The organism is Streptomyces anandii JCM 4720 (assembly GCF_014650655.1).
GTDB lineage: Bacteria > Actinomycetota > Actinomycetes > Streptomycetales > Streptomycetaceae > Streptomyces > Streptomyces anandii.
The window spans coordinates 181,373-201,217 of sequence record NZ_BMVJ01000002.1 but is presented as its reverse complement, the minus strand read 5'-3'; the positions used below and the strand labels follow the sequence as shown (position 1 = coordinate 201,217).

General features: G+C 69.3%; 16 protein-coding genes, 1 tRNA gene and 1 pseudogene. 4 read left to right on the top strand and 14 right to left on the bottom strand.

Translation table 11 applies throughout. The features are described from left to right. The coding region (locus IE249_RS04055; protein WP_229857468.1) for a M48 family metalloprotease at positions 1–720 on the top strand (720 nt) is incomplete at its 5' end. An 81-nt stretch (positions 721–801) separates the two neighbouring features. Here IE249_RS04055 and IE249_RS04050 read toward each other — a convergent pair. The 11 genes from IE249_RS04050 to IE249_RS04000 form a co-directional block, all read right to left on the bottom strand. Next, positions 802–4,701 carry a DNA-directed RNA polymerase subunit beta' gene (locus tag IE249_RS04050; protein ID WP_189703382.1) on the bottom strand — a complete coding sequence of 1,300 codons (3,900 nt, stop codon included), beginning with the start codon at positions 4,699–4,701 and terminating at the stop codon, positions 802–804. Positions 4,702–4,797: 96 nt separating this feature from the next. Continuing rightward, a complete protein-coding gene (gene rpoB / locus IE249_RS04045; protein WP_189703381.1) occupies positions 4,798–8,283 on the bottom strand; it encodes a DNA-directed RNA polymerase subunit beta in 3,486 nt (1,161 codons plus the stop codon). A 265-nt stretch (positions 8,284–8,548) separates the two neighbouring features. Beyond that, complete coding sequence (locus tag IE249_RS04040) at positions 8,549–8,749, bottom strand: hypothetical protein (protein WP_189703380.1); 201 nt, start codon at positions 8,747–8,749, stop codon at positions 8,549–8,551. 178 nt (positions 8,750–8,927) lie between these two features. Further along, positions 8,928–9,314, bottom strand: coding sequence for a 50S ribosomal protein L7/L12 (gene rplL, locus IE249_RS04035; protein WP_189703379.1), 387 nt, complete (start codon positions 9,312–9,314; stop codon positions 8,928–8,930). Between the two features lie 117 nt (positions 9,315–9,431). After that, positions 9,432–9,962 carry a 50S ribosomal protein L10 gene (gene rplJ, locus IE249_RS04030; RefSeq protein ID WP_037858382.1) on the bottom strand — a complete coding sequence of 177 codons (531 nt, stop codon included), beginning with the start codon at positions 9,960–9,962 and terminating at the stop codon, positions 9,432–9,434. A 278-nt stretch (positions 9,963–10,240) separates the two neighbouring features. Continuing rightward, on the bottom strand, positions 10,241–11,176 hold the full coding sequence (locus IE249_RS04025) for an SCO4651 family lipoprotein (protein ID WP_189703378.1): 936 nt from the start codon (positions 11,174–11,176) through the stop codon (positions 10,241–10,243). A 128-nt stretch (positions 11,177–11,304) separates the two neighbouring features. Then, positions 11,305–12,030 carry a 50S ribosomal protein L1 gene (gene rplA, locus IE249_RS04020; protein ID WP_189703377.1) on the bottom strand — a complete coding sequence of 242 codons (726 nt, stop codon included), beginning with the start codon at positions 12,028–12,030 and terminating at the stop codon, positions 11,305–11,307. A gap of 108 nt (positions 12,031–12,138) precedes the next feature. After that, on the bottom strand, positions 12,139–12,573 hold the full coding sequence (gene rplK, locus IE249_RS04015; RefSeq protein ID WP_043442978.1) for a 50S ribosomal protein L11: 435 nt from the start codon (positions 12,571–12,573) through the stop codon (positions 12,139–12,141). Between the two features lie 169 nt (positions 12,574–12,742). Further along, positions 12,743–13,591 (bottom strand): transcription termination/antitermination protein NusG, encoded by an 849-nt coding sequence (gene nusG / locus IE249_RS04010; RefSeq protein ID WP_189703376.1) that lies wholly within the window; start codon positions 13,589–13,591, stop codon positions 12,743–12,745. An 81-nt stretch (positions 13,592–13,672) separates the two neighbouring features. Beyond that, positions 13,673–13,960 (bottom strand): preprotein translocase subunit SecE, encoded by a 288-nt coding sequence (secE, locus tag IE249_RS04005; protein WP_189703375.1) that lies wholly within the window; start codon positions 13,958–13,960, stop codon positions 13,673–13,675. Positions 13,961–14,067: 107 nt separating this feature from the next. Further along, positions 14,068–14,140: transfer RNA gene (locus IE249_RS04000), tRNA-Trp, on the bottom strand. 261 nt (positions 14,141–14,401) lie between these two features. On the opposite strand from IE249_RS04000, the gene IE249_RS03995 reads away from it, so the two are divergent. Both IE249_RS03995 and IE249_RS03990 read left to right on the top strand, forming a co-directional pair. Next, a complete protein-coding gene (locus IE249_RS03995; RefSeq protein WP_189703374.1) occupies positions 14,402–15,628 on the top strand; it encodes a pyridoxal phosphate-dependent aminotransferase in 1,227 nt (408 codons plus the stop codon). Between the two features lie 125 nt (positions 15,629–15,753). Then, complete coding sequence (locus IE249_RS03990) at positions 15,754–16,818, top strand: adenosine deaminase (protein WP_189703373.1); 1,065 nt, start codon at positions 15,754–15,756, stop codon at positions 16,816–16,818. A gap of 70 nt (positions 16,819–16,888) precedes the next feature. Here IE249_RS03990 and IE249_RS03985 read toward each other — a convergent pair whose 3' ends face one another. Further along, positions 16,889–17,488, bottom strand: a complete 600-nt coding sequence (locus tag IE249_RS03985) for a TetR/AcrR family transcriptional regulator (protein ID WP_189703681.1) — start codon at positions 17,486–17,488, stop codon at positions 16,889–16,891. A 119-nt stretch (positions 17,489–17,607) separates the two neighbouring features. Between IE249_RS03985 and IE249_RS03980 the strand changes: the two genes are divergently transcribed. Next, a complete protein-coding gene (locus tag IE249_RS03980) occupies positions 17,608–18,240 on the top strand; it encodes an NAD(P)-dependent oxidoreductase (protein ID WP_189703372.1) in 633 nt (210 codons plus the stop codon). A gap of 51 nt (positions 18,241–18,291) precedes the next feature. On the opposite strand, the gene IE249_RS03975 is transcribed toward IE249_RS03980, so the two are convergent. Further along, positions 18,292–19,347, bottom strand: a complete 1,056-nt coding sequence (locus IE249_RS03975; protein ID WP_189703371.1) for a UDP-N-acetylmuramate dehydrogenase — start codon at positions 19,345–19,347, stop codon at positions 18,292–18,294. A 348-nt stretch (positions 19,348–19,695) separates the two neighbouring features. After that, positions 19,696–19,845, bottom strand: a pseudogene (locus IE249_RS36100) (MFS transporter); the annotation flags it as partial.

Genomic DNA, 19,845 nt, shown 5'->3' with positions numbered 1-19,845 from the left:
TTCGCCCGGCACGTGCTCAAGCTGCGCGCGCCCACGGCCGAGGAGCGGGCACGGCTGGAGCCGGTGTGGCGGGAGGTGACCGCGCGGGCGGGCATCGAGGCGCACACCTACGAGCTGATGGTGGAGAACAGCGACGAGCTGAACGCCGTGGCCGTGGCCGGACACGTCGTCGGCGTCACCACGTACGCCCTGAACAGGATTCCCAGCAGCAACCTCGCGGCCGTACTCGCGCACGAGCTCGGCCACCACACGGGCGGGCACGCCTGGGCGGGACTGCTCGGCTACTGGTACTCGCTGCCCGGGCGGATCGCCTGGGCGGTGATGCGGGGCCTGGCCCGGGTCGCGATCGCCGTGGCGAGCGTGTTCTCGCTGGCCGCCGCCGGGTTCGTGTACCTCTTCATCGGCATGGCGGTGGTCGCCGGCTTCCTCGGCGCCTGGTACATCACCGTCCCGCTGGTGGCCGCCCCCTACCTGCTCGCGTACATGGGCCGGCGCGGCGAGCTGCGCGCCGACCAGCAGGCCGCCGAGCTGGGCTTCGCGCGCCGGCTGGCCGAGGTGATCCACCACTTCCGCACCGAGGAGGAGGCGGCGAAGGCGGCCGCCGTGGCGCAGGGGCAGAAGCTGAAGGCGCCCGGCACCGTGGACCGGCTGCTGTCCACCCACCCGGACCACGAGACCCGGCTGAGCGCACTGGAGCCGTATCTCCGGCTCAAGCTCTGAGGAGGGCACGGACCCGGACACGCCGAAGGGCGGCCACCCGCAGGGGGTGACCGCCCTTCACCGCGTCAAGCGGCTGCTCGCTTACTGGTTGTACGGACCGTAGTCGTAGTCCTCCAGCGGGACGGCCTGGCCGGAGCCGGTGCCGAACGGCGAGTAGTCGATGTCGTCGTAGCCGACGGCCGAGTACATCGCGGCCTTGGCCTCCTCGGTCGGCTCGACCCGGATGTTGCGGTAGCGGGACAGGCCCGTACCGGCCGGGATGAGCTTACCGATGATGACGTTCTCCTTGAGGCCGATGAGGCTGTCGGACTTGGCGTTGATCGCCGCGTCCGTCAGGACTCGGGTCGTCTCCTGGAAGGAGGCGGCCGACAGCCAGGATTCCGTCGCCAGCGAGGCCTTGGTGATACCCATCAGCTGCGGACGACCGGAGGCCGGGTGACCGCCCTCCTGGACCACACGGCGGTTCTCCTGCTCGAACTTCGAGCGCTCGACCAGCTCGCCGGGCAGCAGCTCGGCGTCGCCGGACTCGATGATCGTCACGCGGCGGAGCATCTGCCGGATGATGATCTCGATGTGCTTGTCGTGGATCGACACACCCTGCGAGTTGTAGACCTTCTGGACCTCGCCGACCAGGTGGACCTGGACGGCGCGCTGACCCAGGATGCGCAGCACGTCGTGCGGGTTGGTGGCACCCACGGTGAGCTTCTGGCCCACCTCGACGTGGTCGCCCTCGCCCACCAGCAGACGGGCGCGCTTCGAGATCGGGAACGCCGTCTCGTCGCTGCCGTCGTCCGGGGTGACGACGATCTTCTTGGTCTTCTCGGTCTCCTCGATACGGATGCGGCCGGCCGCCTCCGAGATCGGGGCGACACCCTTGGGCGTACGGGCCTCGAAGAGCTCGACGACACGCGGCAGACCCTGGGTGATGTCGTCACCGGCCACACCACCGGTGTGGAAGGTACGCATCGTCAGCTGGGTGCCGGGCTCACCGATGGACTGGGCGGCGATGATGCCGACCGCCTCACCGATGTCGACCAGCTTGCCGGTGGCGAGCGAACGGCCGTAGCACATGGCGCAGGTGCCGACGGCGGACTCGCAGGTCAGGACCGAGCGGGTCTTGACCTCCGCGACGCCGCGGGAGACGAGCTCCTCGATGAGGACGTCGCCCAGGTCGGTGCCGGCCGGGGCCAGCACCTGGCCGTCGACCACGATGTCCTCGGCGAGGCAGCGCGCGTACACGGACGTCTCGACGTTCTCCGCCTTGCGCAGCACGCCGTCCGCGCCGACCTCCGCGATCTGGAGCTTGAGGCCGCGGTCGGTGCCGCAGTCCTCCTCGCGGATGATGACGTCCTGGGAGACGTCGACCAGACGACGGGTGAGGTAACCCGAGTCGGCGGTACGCAGAGCGGTGTCCGCCAGACCCTTACGGGCGCCGTGCGTGGAGATGAAGTACTCCAGCACGGACAGACCCTCACGGAACGAGGCCTTGATGGGCCGCGGGATCGTCTCGTTCTTCGCGTTCGACACCAGACCACGCATACCGGCGATCTGACGCATCTGCATCATGTTGCCGCGCGCACCCGAGTTCACCATCATGAAGATCGGGTTGGTCTTCGGGAAGTTGTCGTTCATCGCCTCGGCGACCTCGTTGGTCGCCTTGGTCCAGATCGCGATGAGCTCCTGCGTGCGCTCGTCCTTGGTGATCAGACCGCGCTCGTACTGCTTCTGGACCTTCTCGTCCTGCGCCTCGTAACCGCGGACGATCTCCTTCTTCGCCTCGGGAACGACGACGTCGGAGATGGCGACGGTGACGCCGGAACGGGTGGCCCAGTAGAAGCCGGCCGCCTTCAGGTTGTCGAGCGTCGCCGCCACGATGACCTTCGGGTAGCGCTCGGCGAGGTCGTTGACGATCTCGGAGAGCTGCTTCTTGCCGACCTCGTAGTCGACGAACGGGTAGTCCTCGGGCAGCAGCTCGTTGAAGAGCGCGCGGCCCAGGGTGGTCTTCAGCCGGAAGCTGTCACCCTGCTGCCACTCCGGCTCGCCCTCCTCGCGAGCCGGCGGGGTCCAGCCGCGCGGCGGGATGGTGCCCACCGGGAAGCGGATGTCCACGCGCGACTGCAGCGAGAGCTCGCCGGCGTCGAACGCCATGATCGCCTCGGCCACGGAGGAGAAGGAGCGGTCCTCGCCCTTCACGTCCCGCATCTCGCCGTCGGTGGTGAGGAAGAACAGACCGAGGACCATGTCCTGGGTCGGCATCGTCACCGGACGGCCGTCGGCCGGCTTGAGGATGTTGTTCGAGGACAGCATCAGGATGCGGGCCTCGGCCTGCGCCTCCGCGGACAGCGGCAGGTGCACGGCCATCTGGTCACCGTCGAAGTCCGCGTTGAACGCGGTGCACACGAGCGGGTGGATCTGGATGGCCTTGCCCTCGACCAGCTGCGGCTCGAAGGCCTGGATGCCCAGGCGGTGCAGGGTGGGCGCACGGTTCAGCAGGACCGGGTGCTCGGCGATGACCTCTTCGAGCACGTCGTACACGACCGTGCGGCCGCGCTCGACCATGCGCTTGGCGCTCTTGATGTTCTGCGCGTGGTTCAGGTCGACCAGGCGCTTCATCACGAACGGCTTGAACAGCTCCAGCGCCATCGCCTTCGGCAGACCGCACTGGTGCAGCTTGAGCTGCGGACCGACGACGATCACGGAACGCGCGGAGTAGTCCACGCGCTTGCCGAGCAGGTTCTGGCGGAAGCGGCCCTGCTTGCCCTTGAGCATGTCGGACAGCGACTTCAGCGGACGGTTGCCGGGGCCCGTTACCGGGCGGCCGCGGCGGCCGTTGTCGAAGAGCGCGTCGACGGCCTCCTGGAGCATGCGCTTCTCGTTGTTCACGATGATCTCGGGCGCGCCGAGGTCGAGAAGCCGCTTCAGGCGGTTGTTGCGGTTGATGACACGGCGGTACAGGTCGTTCAGGTCGGAGGTCGCGAAGCGGCCACCGTCCAGCTGCACCATCGGACGCAGGTCCGGCGGAATGACCGGGACGCAGTCCAGGACCATGCCCTTGGGGCTGTTGGAGGTCTGCAGGAACGCGGAGACGACCTTCAGCCGCTTCAGGGCGCGGGTCTTCTTCTGGCCCTTGCCGGTGCGGATGATCTCGCGGAGCTTCTCGGCCTCCTCCTCGAGGTCGAAGGACTCCAGGCGCTTCTGCAGCGCCGCGGCGCCCATCGAGCCGTCGAAGTAGGTGCCGAAGCGGTCACGCAGCTCGCGGTAGAGCAGCTCGTCGCCCTCGAGGTCCTGGACCTTGAGGTTCTTGAACCGGGTCCACACCTCGTCGAGGCGGTCGATCTCACGCTGCGCGCGGTCGCGCAGCTGCTTCATCTCGCGCTCGGCGCCCTCGCGCACCTTGCGGCGCACGTCGGCCTTGGCGCCCTCGGCCTCCAGCTCGGCCAGGTCGGTCTCGAGCTTCTTGGCGCGGGCCTCGAGGTCGGCGTCGCGGCGCTGCTCGACCTGCTGGCGCTCGACGGAGACGTGGGCCTCCAGCGAGGGCAGGTCGCGGGTGCGGCGCTCCTCGTCGACGTACGTGATCATGTACGCCGCGAAGTAGATGACCTTCTCGAGGTCCTTGGGGGCCAGGTCGAGCAGGTAGCCCAGCCGGCTCGGGACGCCCTTGAAGTACCAGATGTGCGTGACGGGGGCGGCCAGCTCGATGTGGCCCATCCGCTCACGGCGCACCTTGGCGCGGGTCACCTCCACGCCACAGCGCTCACAGATGATGCCCTTGAAGCGGACGCGCTTGTACTTGCCGCAGTAGCACTCCCAGTCCCGGGTCGGACCGAAGATCTTCTCGCAGAAGAGTCCGTCCTTCTCGGGCTTGAGGGTGCGGTAGTTGATGGTCTCGGGCTTCTTGACCTCGCCGTGGCTCCACTGACGGATGTCGTCAGCGGTGGCCAGGCCGATCCGGAGCTCGTCGAAGAAGTTGACGTCGAGCACTATGCGTCAATCCCTCTCAGGGTCGTAAGTCTTTGGTCTGAAACGGGGGCCTGGGGGTCGGCGGGCCTTCTGGTCAGAAGGCCCGCCGGACTCCCGTCAGACCTCTTCGACGCTGCTCGGCTCGCGCCGGGACAGGTCGATGCCGAGCTCCTCCGCGGCGCGGAAGACATCCTCGTCGGTGTCACGCATCTCGATGGACATACCGTCGCTGGACAGCACCTCCACGTTCAGGCAGAGAGACTGCATCTCCTTGATGAGCACCTTGAAGGACTCGGGGATGCCGGGCTCGGGGATGTTCTCGCCCTTGACGATGGCCTCGTAGACCTTCACGCGGCCGGTGACGTCGTCGGACTTGATGGTCAGCAGTTCCTGGAGGGCGTAGGCGGCGCCGTAGGCCTCGAGTGCCCACACCTCCATCTCGCCGAACCGCTGGCCGCCGAACTGCGCCTTACCACCGAGCGGCTGCTGGGTGATCATCGAGTACGGACCGGTCGAGCGGGCGTGCAGCTTGTCGTCGACCAGGTGGTGCAGCTTCAGGATGTACATGTAGCCGACCGAGATCGGGTCCGGGAACGGCTCACCGCTGCGGCCGTCGAACAGCCGCGCCTTACCGGTCGGGAGCACCATGCGCTCGCCGTCCCGGTTCGGGATGGTGTGCTGCAGCAGACCCGCGAGCTCGTCCTCGCGCGCACCGTCGAAGACGGGGGTCGCGACGTTCGTGCCCGGGTCGACCTGGTCGGCGCCGATCGCCTGGAGGCGCTGCGCCCACTCGTCCGCCAGGCCGGAGACGTCCCAGCCGCGGCTGGCGAGCCAGCCGAGGTGGATCTCCAGGACCTGTCCCGGGTTCATTCGGGACGGCACACCCAGCGGGTTGAGGATGATGTCGACCGGGGTGCCGTCCTCCAGGAACGGCATGTCCTCGATCGGCAGGATCTTGGAGATGACACCCTTGTTGCCGTGGCGGCCGGCGAGCTTGTCACCGTCGGTGATCTTGCGCTTCTGCGCCACGTAGACGCGGACCAGCTGGTTCACGCCCGGGGGCAGCTCGTCGCCCTCCTCGCGGTCGAAGACGCGCACACCGATGACCTTGCCGGTCTCGCCGTGCGGCACCTTCAGCGAGGTGTCACGGACCTCACGGGCCTTCTCACCGAAGATCGCGCGCAGCAGGCGCTCCTCCGGGGTCAGCTCGGTCTCGCCCTTCGGGGTGACCTTGCCGACCAGGATGTCACCGGCGATGACCTCGGCGCCGATGCGGATGATGCCGCGCTCGTCGAGGTCGGCGAGGACCTCCTCGGAGACGTTCGGGATGTCCCGGGTGATCTCCTCGGGGCCGAGCTTGGTGTCACGGGCGTCGACCTCGTGCTCCTCGATGTGGATCGAGGAGAGGACGTCGTCCTGCACGAGGCGCTGCGACAGGATGATCGCGTCCTCGTAGTTGTGACCCTCCCACGGCATGAACGCGACCAGCAGGTTCTTGCCGAGCGCCATCTCGCCGTTCTGGGTGGCCGGGCCGTCGGCGAGGACCTGGCCCTCGATGACGCGGTCGCCCTCGTTGACGATGACCTTCTGGTTGACCGAGGTGCCCTGGTTGGAGCGGGCGAACTTGGCCAGCCGGTAGGTGATGTAGGTGCCGTCGTCGTTGGCGGTGGTGATGTAGTCCGCGGAGACCTCCTGGACCACACCGGCCTTCTCGGCCTTGACGACGTCGCCGGCGTCGACGGCGGAGCGGTACTCCATGCCGGTGCCGACGAGCGGGGCCTCGCTCTTGATGAGCGGCACGGCCTGGCGCATCATGTTCGCGCCCATGAGGGCACGGTTGGCGTCGTCGTGCTCGAGGAAGGGGATCATGGCGGTCGCGACCGACACCATCTGGCGCGGCGAGACGTCCATGTAGTCGACGTCCTCGGGGCTGACGTAGTCGACCTCGCCGCCACGGCGGCGGACCAGGACGCGGGCCTCGGCGAACCGCAGGTCGTCGCCGAGCGTGGCGTTGGCCTGCGCGATGACGAAGCGGTCCTCCTCGTCGGCGGTCAGGTAGTCGACCTCGTCGGTGACCTGGCCGCCCGCGACCTTGCGGTACGGGGTCTCGACGAAGCCGAACGCGTTGACCCGGCCGTAGGAGGCGAGCGAGCCGATCAGACCGATGTTCGGGCCTTCGGGCGTCTCGATCGGGCACATGCGGCCGTAGTGCGAGGGGTGCACGTCACGGACCTCGAAGCCGGCCCGCTCACGGGAGAGACCACCCGGGCCGAGCGCGGACAGACGCCGCTTGTGCGTCAGCCCGGACAGCGGGTTGTTCTGGTCCATGAACTGGGACAGCTGGCTGGTGCCGAAGAACTCCTTGATGGAGGCGACGACCGGCCGGATGTTGATCAGGGTCTGCGGCGTGATCGCCTCGACGTCCTGGGTCGTCATGCGCTCGCGGACGACGCGCTCCATACGGGCCAGGCCGGTGCGGACCTGGTTCTGGATGAGCTCGCCCACGCTGCGCAGACGGCGGTTGCCGAAGTGGTCGATGTCGTCGGTCTCGACGACGATCGTCCCGCCGGCGTCACCGACGGTCTCGGTCTCGCCCGCGTGCAGCTTCACCAGGTACTTGATCGTCGAGATGACGTCCTCGACGGTCAGGATGCCCGCGTCCAGCGGGGCGTCCGCACCCAGCTTCTTGTTGACCTTGTAGCGGCCGACCTTGGCGAGGTCGTAGCGCTTGGGGTTGAAGTAGAGGTTCTCGAGCAGCGTCTGCGCGGCCTCACGCGTGGGGGGCTCGCCCGGACGCAGCTTGCGGTAGATGTCGAGCAGCGCGTCGTCCTGGCCCTGGGTGTGGTCCTTCTCCAGGGTGGCGCGCATGGACTCGTACTCGCCGAACTCCTCGAGGATCTGCTCGTTGGTCCAGCCGAGCGCCTTGAGCAGTACGGTGACGGACTGCTTGCGCTTGCGGTCGATGCGGACACCGACCATGTCGCGCTTGTCGATCTCCATCTCCAGCCAGGCGCCCCGGGAGGGGATGATCTTGGCGGAGAAGATGTCCTTGTCGGACGTCTTGTCGATGGAGGAGTCGAAGTAGACACCGGGGGAACGGACCAGCTGCGACACCACGACACGCTCGGTGCCGTTGATGACGAAAGTGCCCTTGTTCGTCATGAGCGGGAAGTCGCCCATGAAGACCGTCTGGGACTTGATCTCACCGGTCTCGTTGTTGGTGAACTCGGCGGTGACGAAGAGCGGGGCGGCGTACGTGAAGTCGCGCTCCTTGCACTCGTCGATGGAGTTCTTCGGCGGCTCGAAGCGGTGGTCCCGGAACGTCAGCGACATCGACCCGGAGAAGTCCTCGATCGGGGAGATCTCCTCGAAGATCTCCTCGAGGCCGGACTTGGTGGGGACGTCCTGACCGTTCTCCAGAGCCTCCTCGACGCGAGCCTTCCACGCGTCGTTGCCGAGCAGCCAGTCGAAGCTCTCGGTTTGCAGCGCGAGAAGGTTCGGAACCTCGAGGGGCTCCTTGATCTTTGCAAAGGAGATGCGCAGCGGGGCGGTGCTGGCGCCGTTGTTCGTATTCGCGGTCGAGGCGTTGCGCGAGGCGGCCAAGAGGGGGTCCTTCCGAGGGCTCGGACTCACTACGCGCGTACCGGCCCCTCTCCGGGGCAACGGGACAGACGGTGCCTGAAGTGGCCATGAGGCCAGGTCAGGTGCGGTCCGGTCGTCGATGCTCAGGCGAGGGCAGGCCCCTGGTGACGGGCAGGGGACAGCTAACAGGCAGCGCAAAGGGTCAGTGTAGCCACTTGGCACACTGATGTCCAGCGCCGGTTTTCCGAGACCCTCGTTGTCGTCACCGCCTGCGGCATGCTTGCCCTCAACGCACGTTGATACTGCCCTCTTCGCCGTCGATCCATGCCTCGGATTCGGATCCTTGTGACGACGCGTCCTGAGAATTGCGCGCTGCGTGCGGTTCGTCAAGGCCCCCCATGCCCGAACCGGATGCTGCCATCGTCACTTGCACCATCTCTTGCGGCCTGCCGCCGGGGGCCTCTCGAGGCACGACGAAGATCACCATACCCCTCCCGAACTCGGGTGCAAGGCCGCCACAGCCACCCCCGGGGAACGCCGAAGAGCGACCACCCGGATGGATGATCGCTCTTCGGTGCGTTCGCGTTACAGCCCTGTGCGGCCCGTTCTCAGGGATGCGCTACGGGGCTGCCGTGCGCGCGAGTCCGTGCGGACCCGAGGAGGTCTTACTTGACCTCGACGGAGGCACCGGCGCCCTCGAGCGCCTCCTTGGCCTTGTCCGCGGCCTCCTTGTTGACCTTCTCCAGGACGGGCTTCGGCGCACCGTCGACCAGGTCCTTGGCCTCCTTCAGGCCCAGGGAGGTCAGCTCGCGCACGACCTTGATGACCTGGATCTTCTTGTCGCCGGCACCGGTGAGGACGACGTCGAACTCGTCCTTCTCCTCGACGGCCTCGGCGGCGGCGCCGCCACCCTGGCCGGCGACGACGACCGGGGCGGCCGCGGCGGCGGTGACGTCGAACTTGTCCTCGAAGGCCTTCACGAACTCGGAGAGCTCGATGAGGGTCATCTCCTCGAACTGCGCGAGCAGGTCTTCCTGGCTGAGCTTCGCCATGATGGGCGATCCTTCCACTAATTCGGCTGGTGCCGGATGTACATGAATGGCGGGCGTACGTCGGCCCGCTGTGACCCCTGCCGCCGCGAGGCGGCCCGGATCAGAAAGCGAGCCGAGTTACTCGGCACCGCCCTGCTCGGCCTGCTTGGCGCGCAGCGCGTCCACGGTGCGGACGAGCTTCGACGGCAGCGCCTGGAAGACGGAGGCAGCCTGGGACTGCTTCGCCTTGAAGGCACCGGCCAGCTTGCTGAGCAGAACCTCGCGGGACTCGAGGTCCGCAAGCTTCTTGATCTCGTCGGCGGACAGCGCCTTGCCGTCAAGGACACCGCCCTTGATGACGAGATTCGGGTTGTCCTTGGCGAAGTCACGGAGACCCTTCGCCGACTCCACCGGGTCACCGGTGACGAAGGCGACAGCCGTCGGACCGTTGAACAGGTCGTCCAGCGTCGTGATCCCGGCCTCGTTGGCCGCAATCTTGGTCAGCGTGTTCTTCACCACGGCGTACTGGGCGTTCTCACCGAGCGAACGGCGCAGCGTCTTGAGCTGCGCCACGGTGAGACCGCGGTACTCGGTCAGCACGGCAGCGCTGGAGTTGCGGAACTGCTCCGTCAACTCCGCCACTGCGGCAGCCTTGTCGGGCCTCGCCATAGAGCCTCGGCCTCCTTCCGGGTGATTCTGACCGCGCGGACCCGAAGGAGGACTGGGGAAAACGAAACGCCCCGGCGCAGGCGCACGGGGCGGACTCGACCGGTGGCACACGCGATGTGGGCGCGCGCACTCCGGGAGTTCTTCCACAGTCACCTGCGCGGGTCGTCCGCAGTTTCAGCGGATCCTTCGGCCACCGCGCCCTCGAGCGAGCGCACGGCAACGACCAGCGGTCTTTGGCTTCTGTAGGAGAGTACGGGACGGGGTCGCCGTCGGGCAAATCAGGACCCAGTGCCGGTGCCAGTGCCGGTACCGGTGCCGCCCGTGACGGTGCCCTGCGACTTCATCAGGTCCTTGAAGTCCCTGGTGTCGCCGGCCGGGGGCGCGGTGACGGAGACCTTCGTGCCGTAGTCGCTGTAGTAGGCGGTGCTGGTCATGGTGCCGGCCGTCATGTCGGCCTTCTCCACCTTCTTGACCAGCAGGTTCTGGTCGTTGATCCAGATGTCGACGCTCTCGGTGGTGACGCCGGCCTGGGTGAGCTGCTGCTTGAGCTGGTCCAGCTGGCTCTTGGGCAGGTGGGAGGTTCGCGTGGCGAGGTCGGCGACGTCGACCGTGCCGGCGTAGTGCGTGGTGTGCTGGCCGCGGACGGTGGCCTCGCCCGCCTTCTTCACGTCGCCGGAGGCCAGCAGGAGCTTCACCGACTGGTTCGGCGTGGTGTTGCGCAGCTGGTCCTTCAGGTACGCGCCGGAGCCGCCGGCGAGCCGGCCGAGGTCGTCGTAGCCGTAGCGCAGCCAGTGTCTGCCGCCGCCGGCCTGGGCGGCGAAGGTGTCGCTCATGTGCGCGTAGTACGCGTCCGGCAGGTAGCGCGCCTCCATCGACGTGATGCCGGCCGTGCCGCGCATGGTCTCGGCCATGGTGCCGCCGGTGTACGTCAGGGTCAGCCGGCCGGTCAGGCCCTCGCCCCAGGCGAGCGCGCCCTGCGCCTTCATGGACACCATGGAGCCGATGGTGGTCGTCCCGTCGACCCGGGCGGAGTCGGCCTTGTCCGTGGACGCCTCGGCGGAGCGCAGGGCCGCTATCGGGCTCACGCGCGTCACGCCCTGGCCGGCCGCCTTGGCCGCCTTCCCCGAGCCCGACGAACCGCAGGCGGCCACGGACGTCACCGCGGTGGCCACCGCGGCGCAGAGCGTGATGCGGCGCGTGGTCGTGCTTTTCATGCGTCCCCCCAGACGATTGCTGTGAGTTGCACGCTAGCGCAGCCCACCGACAGCCGTACGCGAAAAGGGACGAGCCCCGCGACCCATCGGGTTGCGGGGCTCGTCGCCGGACTCGCGAGCGGTGAGGCTCAGACCGCGGCCGGGTCCTCCTCGACGAGGAGGTTGCGGGTGCGGTTCGGGTCGACCGGGATGCCGGGGCCCATCGTGGTGGTGATGGCGGCCTTCTTGATGTAACGACCCTTGGCGGCGGACGGCTTCAGACGGAGGATCTCCTCCAGCGCGGCGCCGTAGTTCTCCACCAGCTTGCTGTCGTCGAACGACGTCTTGCCGATGATGAAGTGCAGGTTCGAGTGCTTGTCGACGCGGAACTCGATCTTGCCGCCCTTGATCTCGGTGACGGCCTTGGCGGTGTCGGGGGTGACGGTGCCGGTCTTCGGGTTCGGCATCAGACCACGCGGGCCGAGGACGCGGCCGAGGCGGCCGACCTTGCCCATGAGGTCCGGGGTGGCGACGACGGCGTCGAAGTCCAGACGGCCCTTCGCCACCTCGTCGATCAGCTCGTCGGCGCCGACGATGTCGGCGCCCGCGGCACGCGCGGCCTCGGCACGGTCACCGGTCGCGAAGACCAGGACCCGGGCGGTCTTACCGGTGCCGTGCGGAAGGTTCACGGTGCCACGGACCATCTGGTCGGCCTTGCGCGGGTCGACACCCAGACGGAAGGCGACCTCGACGGTGCCGTCGAACTTGGTCGTGGAGGTGTCCTTGGCGAGACGGACGGCCTCGAGCGGGGCGTACAGCTTCTCCCGGTCGACCTTGGCGTCCGCAGCGCGAAGGGCCTTGCTGCGCTTGCTCACAACTGCTCCTGTGTGTTCTGAAAGGAGTCGTGGTACGGGCCGAGCAGGCCCTGCCACGTGCGGCGCTGGGATCGGGTGATCACGGCCGCATATGTACTACGGGAGGGTTCAGCCCTCGACGGTGACGCCCATGGAACGCGCGGTGCCGGCGATGATCTTCGCGGCGGCGTCCAGGTCGTTGGCGTTGAGGTCGGGCAGCTTGGTCTGGGCGATCTCGCGGACCTGCGCCTGGGTGATCTTGGCGACCTTGGTCTTGTGCGGCTCGCCGGAGCCCTTCTCCACGCCCGCGGCCTTGAGGATCATCTTGGCGGCCGGCGGCGTCTTGGTGATGAAGGTGAAGGAGCGGTCCTCGTAGACCGTGATCTCCACCGGGATGACCCAACCGCGCTGCGACTCGGTCGCGGCGTTGTAGGCCTTGCAGAACTCCATGATGTTGACGCCGTGCTGACCCAGCGCCGGACCGACCGGCGGAGCCGGGTTGGCGGCACCGGCCTGGATCTGGAGCTTGATGAGCCCCGTGACCTTCTTCTTCTTGGGAGGCATAGCTCTCCGGGTCCTTTCGATTTCGGGTCCTGCCCGCTCCCGGGGACCACCCGGACGCAGGCATACCGCACAACGATAGCGGGTATGGATGCGCGGCTTGAAACCGAGCAGGTCAGACAGGTTGCGACAACCTGTCTGACCCGTCCGGTGGCTTTGTCGCCGTGAGGCGTCAGTTCTTCTGGATCTGGTCGAAGCTCAGCTCGACCGGGGTCTCGCGGCCGAAGATCTCGACCAGGCCCTTGACCTTCTTGGAGTCGGGGTTGATCTCGTTGATCGTCGCCTGCAGCGTGGCGAAGGGGCCGTCGGTGACGGTGACCGAGTCGCCGACCTCGAAGTCCAGCACCTGGACCTCGACCTTGCGCTGCGGGGCCGGCTTGCCCTCGGCCTCGGCGGCCTCACGGGCGGCCTTCTCCTCCGCCTCCGGGGCGAGCATCTTCACGATCTCGTCCAGGGACAGCGGGTAGGGGTCGTAGGCGTTGCCGACGAAGCCGGTGACGCCCGGGGTGTTGCGGACGACGCCCCACGACTCGTTGGTCAGGTCCATGCGGACGAGGACGTAACCGGGCAGCTTGTTCTGCCGGACGGTCTTGCGCTCGCCGTTCTTGATCTGGACGATCTCTTCCTCGGGGACCTCGGCCTGGTAGATGAAGTCCTCGACGTTCAGCGAGACGGCGCGCTGCTCGAGGTTGGCCTTCACGCGCTTCTCGTAGCCGGCGTAGGTGTGGATGACGTACCACTCGCCGGGCAGCGTGCGCAGTTCCTCGCGGAGCTGGGTGACCGGGTCGAGCTCCTCCTCGGGCTCACCGGGCTCCTCGTCGGCGGCCTCGCCGGCTTCGTCCTCGGTGGCCTCGGCGGCCTCGTCGTCCTCGACGTGGACGGCGGCCTCCTCGGCGGGCTCGCCCGCGGCGGCCTCGGCAGCCTCGGCCTCGTCGACCTCGTCCGCACCCTCGACGATGTCGAGCTCGTCATCCACGGACTCGGTCGGCTCGATGGCGTCGTTCAGGTTCGGGTCAGACACGGTGGCTGCTTCTTCCTGGATACATAGGGGTGGAACATGCGAAAACGGGCGCCGGTAACCACGGCGCCCTTCGCTTCTGGCTCAGCCGAAAACGTACTTGGCCGCGTGGTTGAGCCCATAGTCAATCACGGTCACCAGAGCGATCATGACGGCAACGAAGAAGATCACCACGGTGGTGTACGACGTCAGCTGGTTGCGGGAGGGCCAGACGACCTTGCGGAGCTCCGCGACGATCTGGCGGTAGAAGAGGGCAAGGCGCTTCAGCGGGCCCTTCTTGGCGCGCTTGCCGCCCTTGCGGGGCTTCTTCTTGGACTCCGTCACCTGGTCCTGGGCATCAGGCGTGTCGATGGAGCCCACGGCGTCCGTCATTCGTCCTCACCTGATTCCGGGTCGTGGCCGTGCCGCGCCCGGTCGAGCCGCACGGCGGTGCATTGCTGTACGTACATGCGCACACATCTCGGCGAAGGTGTGTGTAGCAGGGCCGGAGGGACTTGAACCCCCAACCGCTGGTTTTGGAGACCAGTGCTCTACCAATTGAGCTACGACCCTTTGTGTGTCCCCCAACGTACCGCATCCGACCGGATGCCCGGTGTGCACCGGGTGCGGCAGCGGCTGCTGAAGGCCAACGAGGGAAGAGTGTACGTGGTCCGGGGCCGGTCGTCGAACAGAAAGTGCCGCCCGGCGCCCGCCCGTTGGAAGATCGCCTGGCCGGGGCCCGGATCCGGACGGTTGTTCAAGGGTTCGACCGGTCCTGTTCAGTCCGTGAAACCCGCGTGCCCGGCGCGTTCGGGGTCTGAAACGATGGACGGTATGAGCGCTGCAACCCCTCCCACCGAGCGCCGGGTCTCCGCCCGCATCGGCGCGATCTCCGAGTCCGCCACCCTCGCCGTGGACGCCAAGGCCAAGGCCCTCAAGGCCGCCGGGCGTCCGGTGATCGGCTTCGGCGCCGGCGAGCCCGACTTCCCGACCCCGGACTACATCGTCGAGGCCGCGATCGAGGCCTGCAAGAACCCCAAGTTCCACCGGTACACCCCGGCCGGCGGCCTGCCCGAGCTGAAGTCCGCGATCGCCGCGAAGACGCTGCGCGACTCGGGCTGGGAGCCGGACGTCTCCCAGATCCTGGTCACCAACGGCGGCAAGCAGGCGATCTACGAGGCCTTCGCCGCGATCCTCGACCCGGGCGACGAGGTCATCGTGCCGGCGCCGTACTGGACGACGTACCCGGAGTCGATCCGCCTGGCCGGCGGCGTCCCGGTCGAGGTCGTCGCCGACGAGACCACCGGCTACCGGGTCACGGTCGAGCAGCTGGAGGCCGCCCGCACCGAGAAGACCAAGGTCGTCCTCTTCGTCTCGCCCTCCAACCCGACCGGCGCGGTGTACTCCGAGGCCGAGACCGAGGCGATCGGCCGCTGGGCGCTGGAGCACGGCCTGTGGGTCCTCACCGACGAGATCTACGAGCACCTCGTCTACGGCGACGCCGTCTCCGTCTCCCTGCCGGCCCTGCTGCCGGAACTGCGCGACAAGTGCGTCGTCGTCAACGGCGTCGCCAAGACGTACGCCATGACCGGCTGGCGCGTGGGCTGGGTCATCGGCCCCAAGGACGTGGTCAAGGCCGCGACCAACCTCCAGTCGCACGCCACCTCCAACGTGTCGAACGTCTCGCAGGCCGCCGCCCTCGCCGCCGTCTCCGGCGGCCTGGAGGCCGTGGCGAAGATGCGCGAGGCCTTCGACCGCCGGCGCAAGACCATCGTGCGGATGCTCAACGAGATCGACGGCGTGCTCTGCCCGGAGCCGGAGGGCGCCTTCTACGCCTACCCGTCGGTGAAGGCGCTGATCGGCAAGGAGATCCGCGGCAAGCGCCCGCAGAACACGGTGGAACTGGCCGCGCTGATCCTGGAGGAGGCCGAGGTCGCGGTCGTCCCGGGCGAGGCCTTCGGCACCCCCGGCTATCTGCGCCTTTCCTACGCCCTCGGTGACGAGGACCTGGTGGAGGGCGTGAGCCGGATCCAGAAGCTGCTGGCGGAGGCGCGGGACTGACGTCTCACGCTTCCCGACGCGGACCACTGGGTGCATGCACCCGGTGGTCCGTTTGTTTGTGCGAGCAAGACCACGAACGGGGAAAACGCTACCGGGACTCACGGGGCGTGCGGCAGGATCCTGGGATGCTGAGCTCTTCAGGGGGGTACCCCCCGACCTCCCCGCGTGCACGTGATGTCTCTGAGCTGCCGAAAGCCCATCTGCACCTGCACTTCACCGGGTCGATGCGGCCCACCACCGTGCTGGAACTGGCCGACAAGTACGGCGTGCGGCTGCCCGAGGCCCTGACGGACGCCCTGACCAGTGGGGAACCGCCGAGACTGAGGGCCACCGACGAGCGGGGCTGGTTCCGCTTCCAGCGGCTGTACGACGCGGCGCGCTCCTGCCTGCGCGAGCCGGAGGACATCCAGCGACTGGTGCGCGAGGCGGCCGAGGAGGACCTGAACGACGGCTCCGGCTGGCTGGAGATCCAGGTCGACCCCACCTCGTACGCCCCGCGCCTGGGCGGGCTGATCCCGGCGCTGGAGATCATCCTGGACGCGGTGGAGACGACCTCGCGGGACACCGGCCTCGGCATGCGGGTCCTGGTGGCCGCCAACCGCATGAAGCACCCGCTGGACGCGCGCACGCTGGCCCGGCTGGCGGTGCGCTACCGCGACCGCGGGGTGGTCGGCTTCGGCCTCTCCAACGACGAACGCCGGGGCATGGCGAGGGACTTCGACCGCGCCTTCGCCATCGCGCGGGACGGCGGGCTGTTCGCGGCCCCGCACGGCGGCGAGCTGACCGGCCCGGCCTCGGTCCGCGACTGCCTGGACGACCTCCACGCCCACCGGGTGGGCCACGGGGTGCGCGCGGCGGAGGACCCGCGCCTGATGCGGCGCCTCGCCGACCGCCAGATCACCTGCGAGGTGTGCCCGGCGTCGAACGTGGCGCTGGGCGTCTACGAGAAGCCCGAGGACGTGCCCCTGCGCCGGCTCTTCGAGGCGGGCGTGCCGATGGCCCTGGGCGCCGACGACCCGCTGCTGTTCGGCTCCCGGCTGGCCGCCCAGTACGACATCGCTCGCCGCCACCACGCCTTCACCGATGCCGAACTCGCCGAACTGGCCCGGCAGTCCATCCGCGCCTCGGCCGCCCCGGAGGACGTACGGCAGAAGCTGCTGTCGGGCGTGGACGACTGGCTGACGGGCTGAGCCGGCCGCACCGGCGGACGGGAGAAGACGGGATAGGGCGGCCCGGCGCGGCGCGGCCGGGTGCCGCCGGTCACGCGTCGGCGATGCCCGCGAGCAGGGTGCGGGCCAGGCGCGCGGCGAAGTCGTCCACGGGCGGGCGCTCGCCGCTCGGCGAGGCGTCGTAGGCGAAGGCGCGCTGGGCGCAGGCGCCGAGCAGCAGCGAGGCGGCCGCGAAGGTGTCGGCGTCGGGGCCGATCCGGCCCAGGGCCTGCTCGGCGCGGAGATAGGCGTCCAGTTCCTCGATCGGCACGTGGGGGCCCGAGCCCATCTCCCGCATCGCCTGGTCGTGCCGGCGCTTGAGCTGCATCTCGGCGTAGAGGGACGCGGCGATCGGGAAGCTCTGCTCGTAGAAGAGGGCGGCCTGGCGGGCGATCTCGGTGAGGTTCCGCTCGGGGGTGCCGCGGCCCGGTTCGGCGGCCAGGCTGCGCAGCAGTGGGGTCAGGCGCGGCAGCCGCTCGTGCAGCACCTGGATGAACAGCTCCTCCTTGCTGGCGAAGTACTTGTAGAGGGCGGCCTCGGAACAGCCGGCTGCCCGCGCGATCTCCTTGGTGGTGGCCCGGGCGAGCCCGACGGTGAGCATCAGCTCGTGGGCGGCGTCGAGGACGCGGACGCGGGCCGGTTTCTGCTCCATGGGGCCCAAGGATTCCATGGCGGCCTCCCGGGGGTTGACGGATGGGTGAGTGCTTACTCACCCTAGAGGAAACCTAGGTGAGTGAATACTCACCCACCAGCGGGCCCTGGGAGCCACAGATGAACCTCACCGTTTTCGGCGCCACCGGCGGAATCGGCCGGCAGATCGTCCAGCAGGCGCTCGCCGCCGGTCACCGGGTGACGGCGGTCGTGCGCGACCCGGCCCGGCTGGAGGTGACCGGCACGGGCCTGGAGGTGTTCCGCGCGGACCTCACCGACCCGGAGGCGCTGCGCCCCGCCGTCTCGGGCCGCGACGCGGTGCTGTCCGGGCTGGGCGCCCGCAGCCGTAAGGACGCCGGGGTGACGACCCGGCTGACCCGGACGGTGCTGCGCGCGATGGAGGCGGAGGGCGTACGGCGGCTGGTCGTGGTGACCGCCGCCCCGGTCGGCCCCGCGCCGGAGCACGACGGGATCCTGGACCGCGCGGGCCGCCGGCTGATCTCCGCGCTCCTGAAGGACGTCTACGCCGATCTGCGCGAGGCGGAGGACGAGTTGGCCCGCAGCACCACGGACTGGACGGTGGTGCGCCCGCCGCGCCTCCAGGACAAGCCGCTCACCGGCAGGTACCGCACGGTCGTCGGCGGCTTCCCGCCGCGCGGCCGGTTCGCCGGGCGGGCCGACGTGGCCCACGCGATGCTGGCGGCGGTCGCCGACCCGTCGACGGTGAAGCAGGGGGTGGGGGTGGCGTATTGAGAGGCGGGGGTCGCGTGCCGGCCGCGGGATCGGTCGGTGCCGGCCGCGTGGTCAGAGGCTGACGCCCACCGTCACCGGCTCGTTGACCAGGGTGATGCCGAAGGCCTCGCGCACGCCGGCCACGACCTCGCGGGCCAGTGCCAGCAGGTCCTCGGTGGTCGCGCCGCCGCGGTTGGTGAGGGCGAGGGTGTGCTTGGTGGAGATGCGGGCGGGGCCGGTGCCGTAGCCCTTGGTGAAGCCGGCCTTGTCGATCAGCCAGGCCGCCGACGTCTTGGTGTGTCCCTCCCCCGCCGGGTACGCGGGCGGCTCGGCGCCCTCGCCCAGCCGCTCCCGCACGCGCGCGCGGAAGGCGGCGAAGGCGGTGTCGGTGAGGATCGGGTTGGTGAAGAAGGACCCCGCCGACCAGGTGTCGTGATCCTCCGGGTCGAGCACCATGCCCTTGCCGGCGCGCAGCTTCAGCACGGTCTCGCGGGCGGCGCCGAGCGGGACCCGGTCGCCCGCCTCCACGCCGAGCGCGCGCGCCGTCTCGGCGTACTTGACCGGCGCGGACAGCCCGTCCGCGTCCTCCAGCCGGAAGCGGACACGCAGGACGACGTACCGCTCGGGGTGCTCCTTGAAGCGGCTGTGGCGGTAGGAGAAGACACACTCCTCGTTGGTGAGGGTGACCGTCCCGCCGGCCTCGCGGTCGTAGGCGACGACCTCGGTGATGGTGGAGGAGACCTCCTGGCCGTACGCGCCGACGTTCTGGATCGGGGTGGCGCCCGCGGAGCCGGGGATGCCGGCCAGGCACTCGATGCCGGCGAGCCCGGCCTCGACGGTGCGGGCGACGGCGTCGGTCCACACCTCGCCGGCGGCCAGCTCCAGCGTCGTACCGCTGAGCTCGAAACCTCGGGTGGCGATGCGCAGCGCGGTGCCGTCGAAACCCTTGTCGCCGATGACCAGGTTGGATCCCCCGCCGATGACGAGCAGCGGGGTGCCGGCGGCGTCGGCCTCGCGCACGGCGTCGATCACCTCGGCGTCGGTGGTCGCCGTGACCAGCCGGGTCGCGGGACCGCCCAGCCGGAAGGTGGTCAGCGGGGCGAGGGGCACATCGTGAAGTTCCTGCACCCGCCCAGACTACGAGACCCCACCGACAGCCCGGGCAGGTGTACATGGGGCGGGGGTGCCGGCGGCGCCTCTGAGGCCGCGGCCGCGGTGGCCCAGCCCGGCGGTGGTTTCCGTGATCGCGGCTGCCCGCGCGGTCGGCGGTGGTCCCGCACGCCCACGCGCGCGCGTGCGGCTGGACACCGGCGGACGTACGGCCGGACACGGCGGGCGCCGGCCGGGCGGGGCCCGCGTGCCGCCCGACACGGGCGGGCCGGTGCACGGCCGGGCGCGGCCCGCCGTATGACCCGGCACGCGCGCGTGCGGCCCGCCCGCTCGGGCGAGGCCGCACGCGCGCGTGGGCGTTGCCGGTCAGCGGACGGCGGTCTCCAGGGCCGGTGCCGGCTGATCGGCGGGGCCCGCGATGCGGGCGGCTCGTCGGCGGCCCGGGATGAACAGGGCCGCGACCCCGGCGAGGGCCACCACCGCCGCCCCGGTCACCAGCGAGGGCCGCAGACCGTC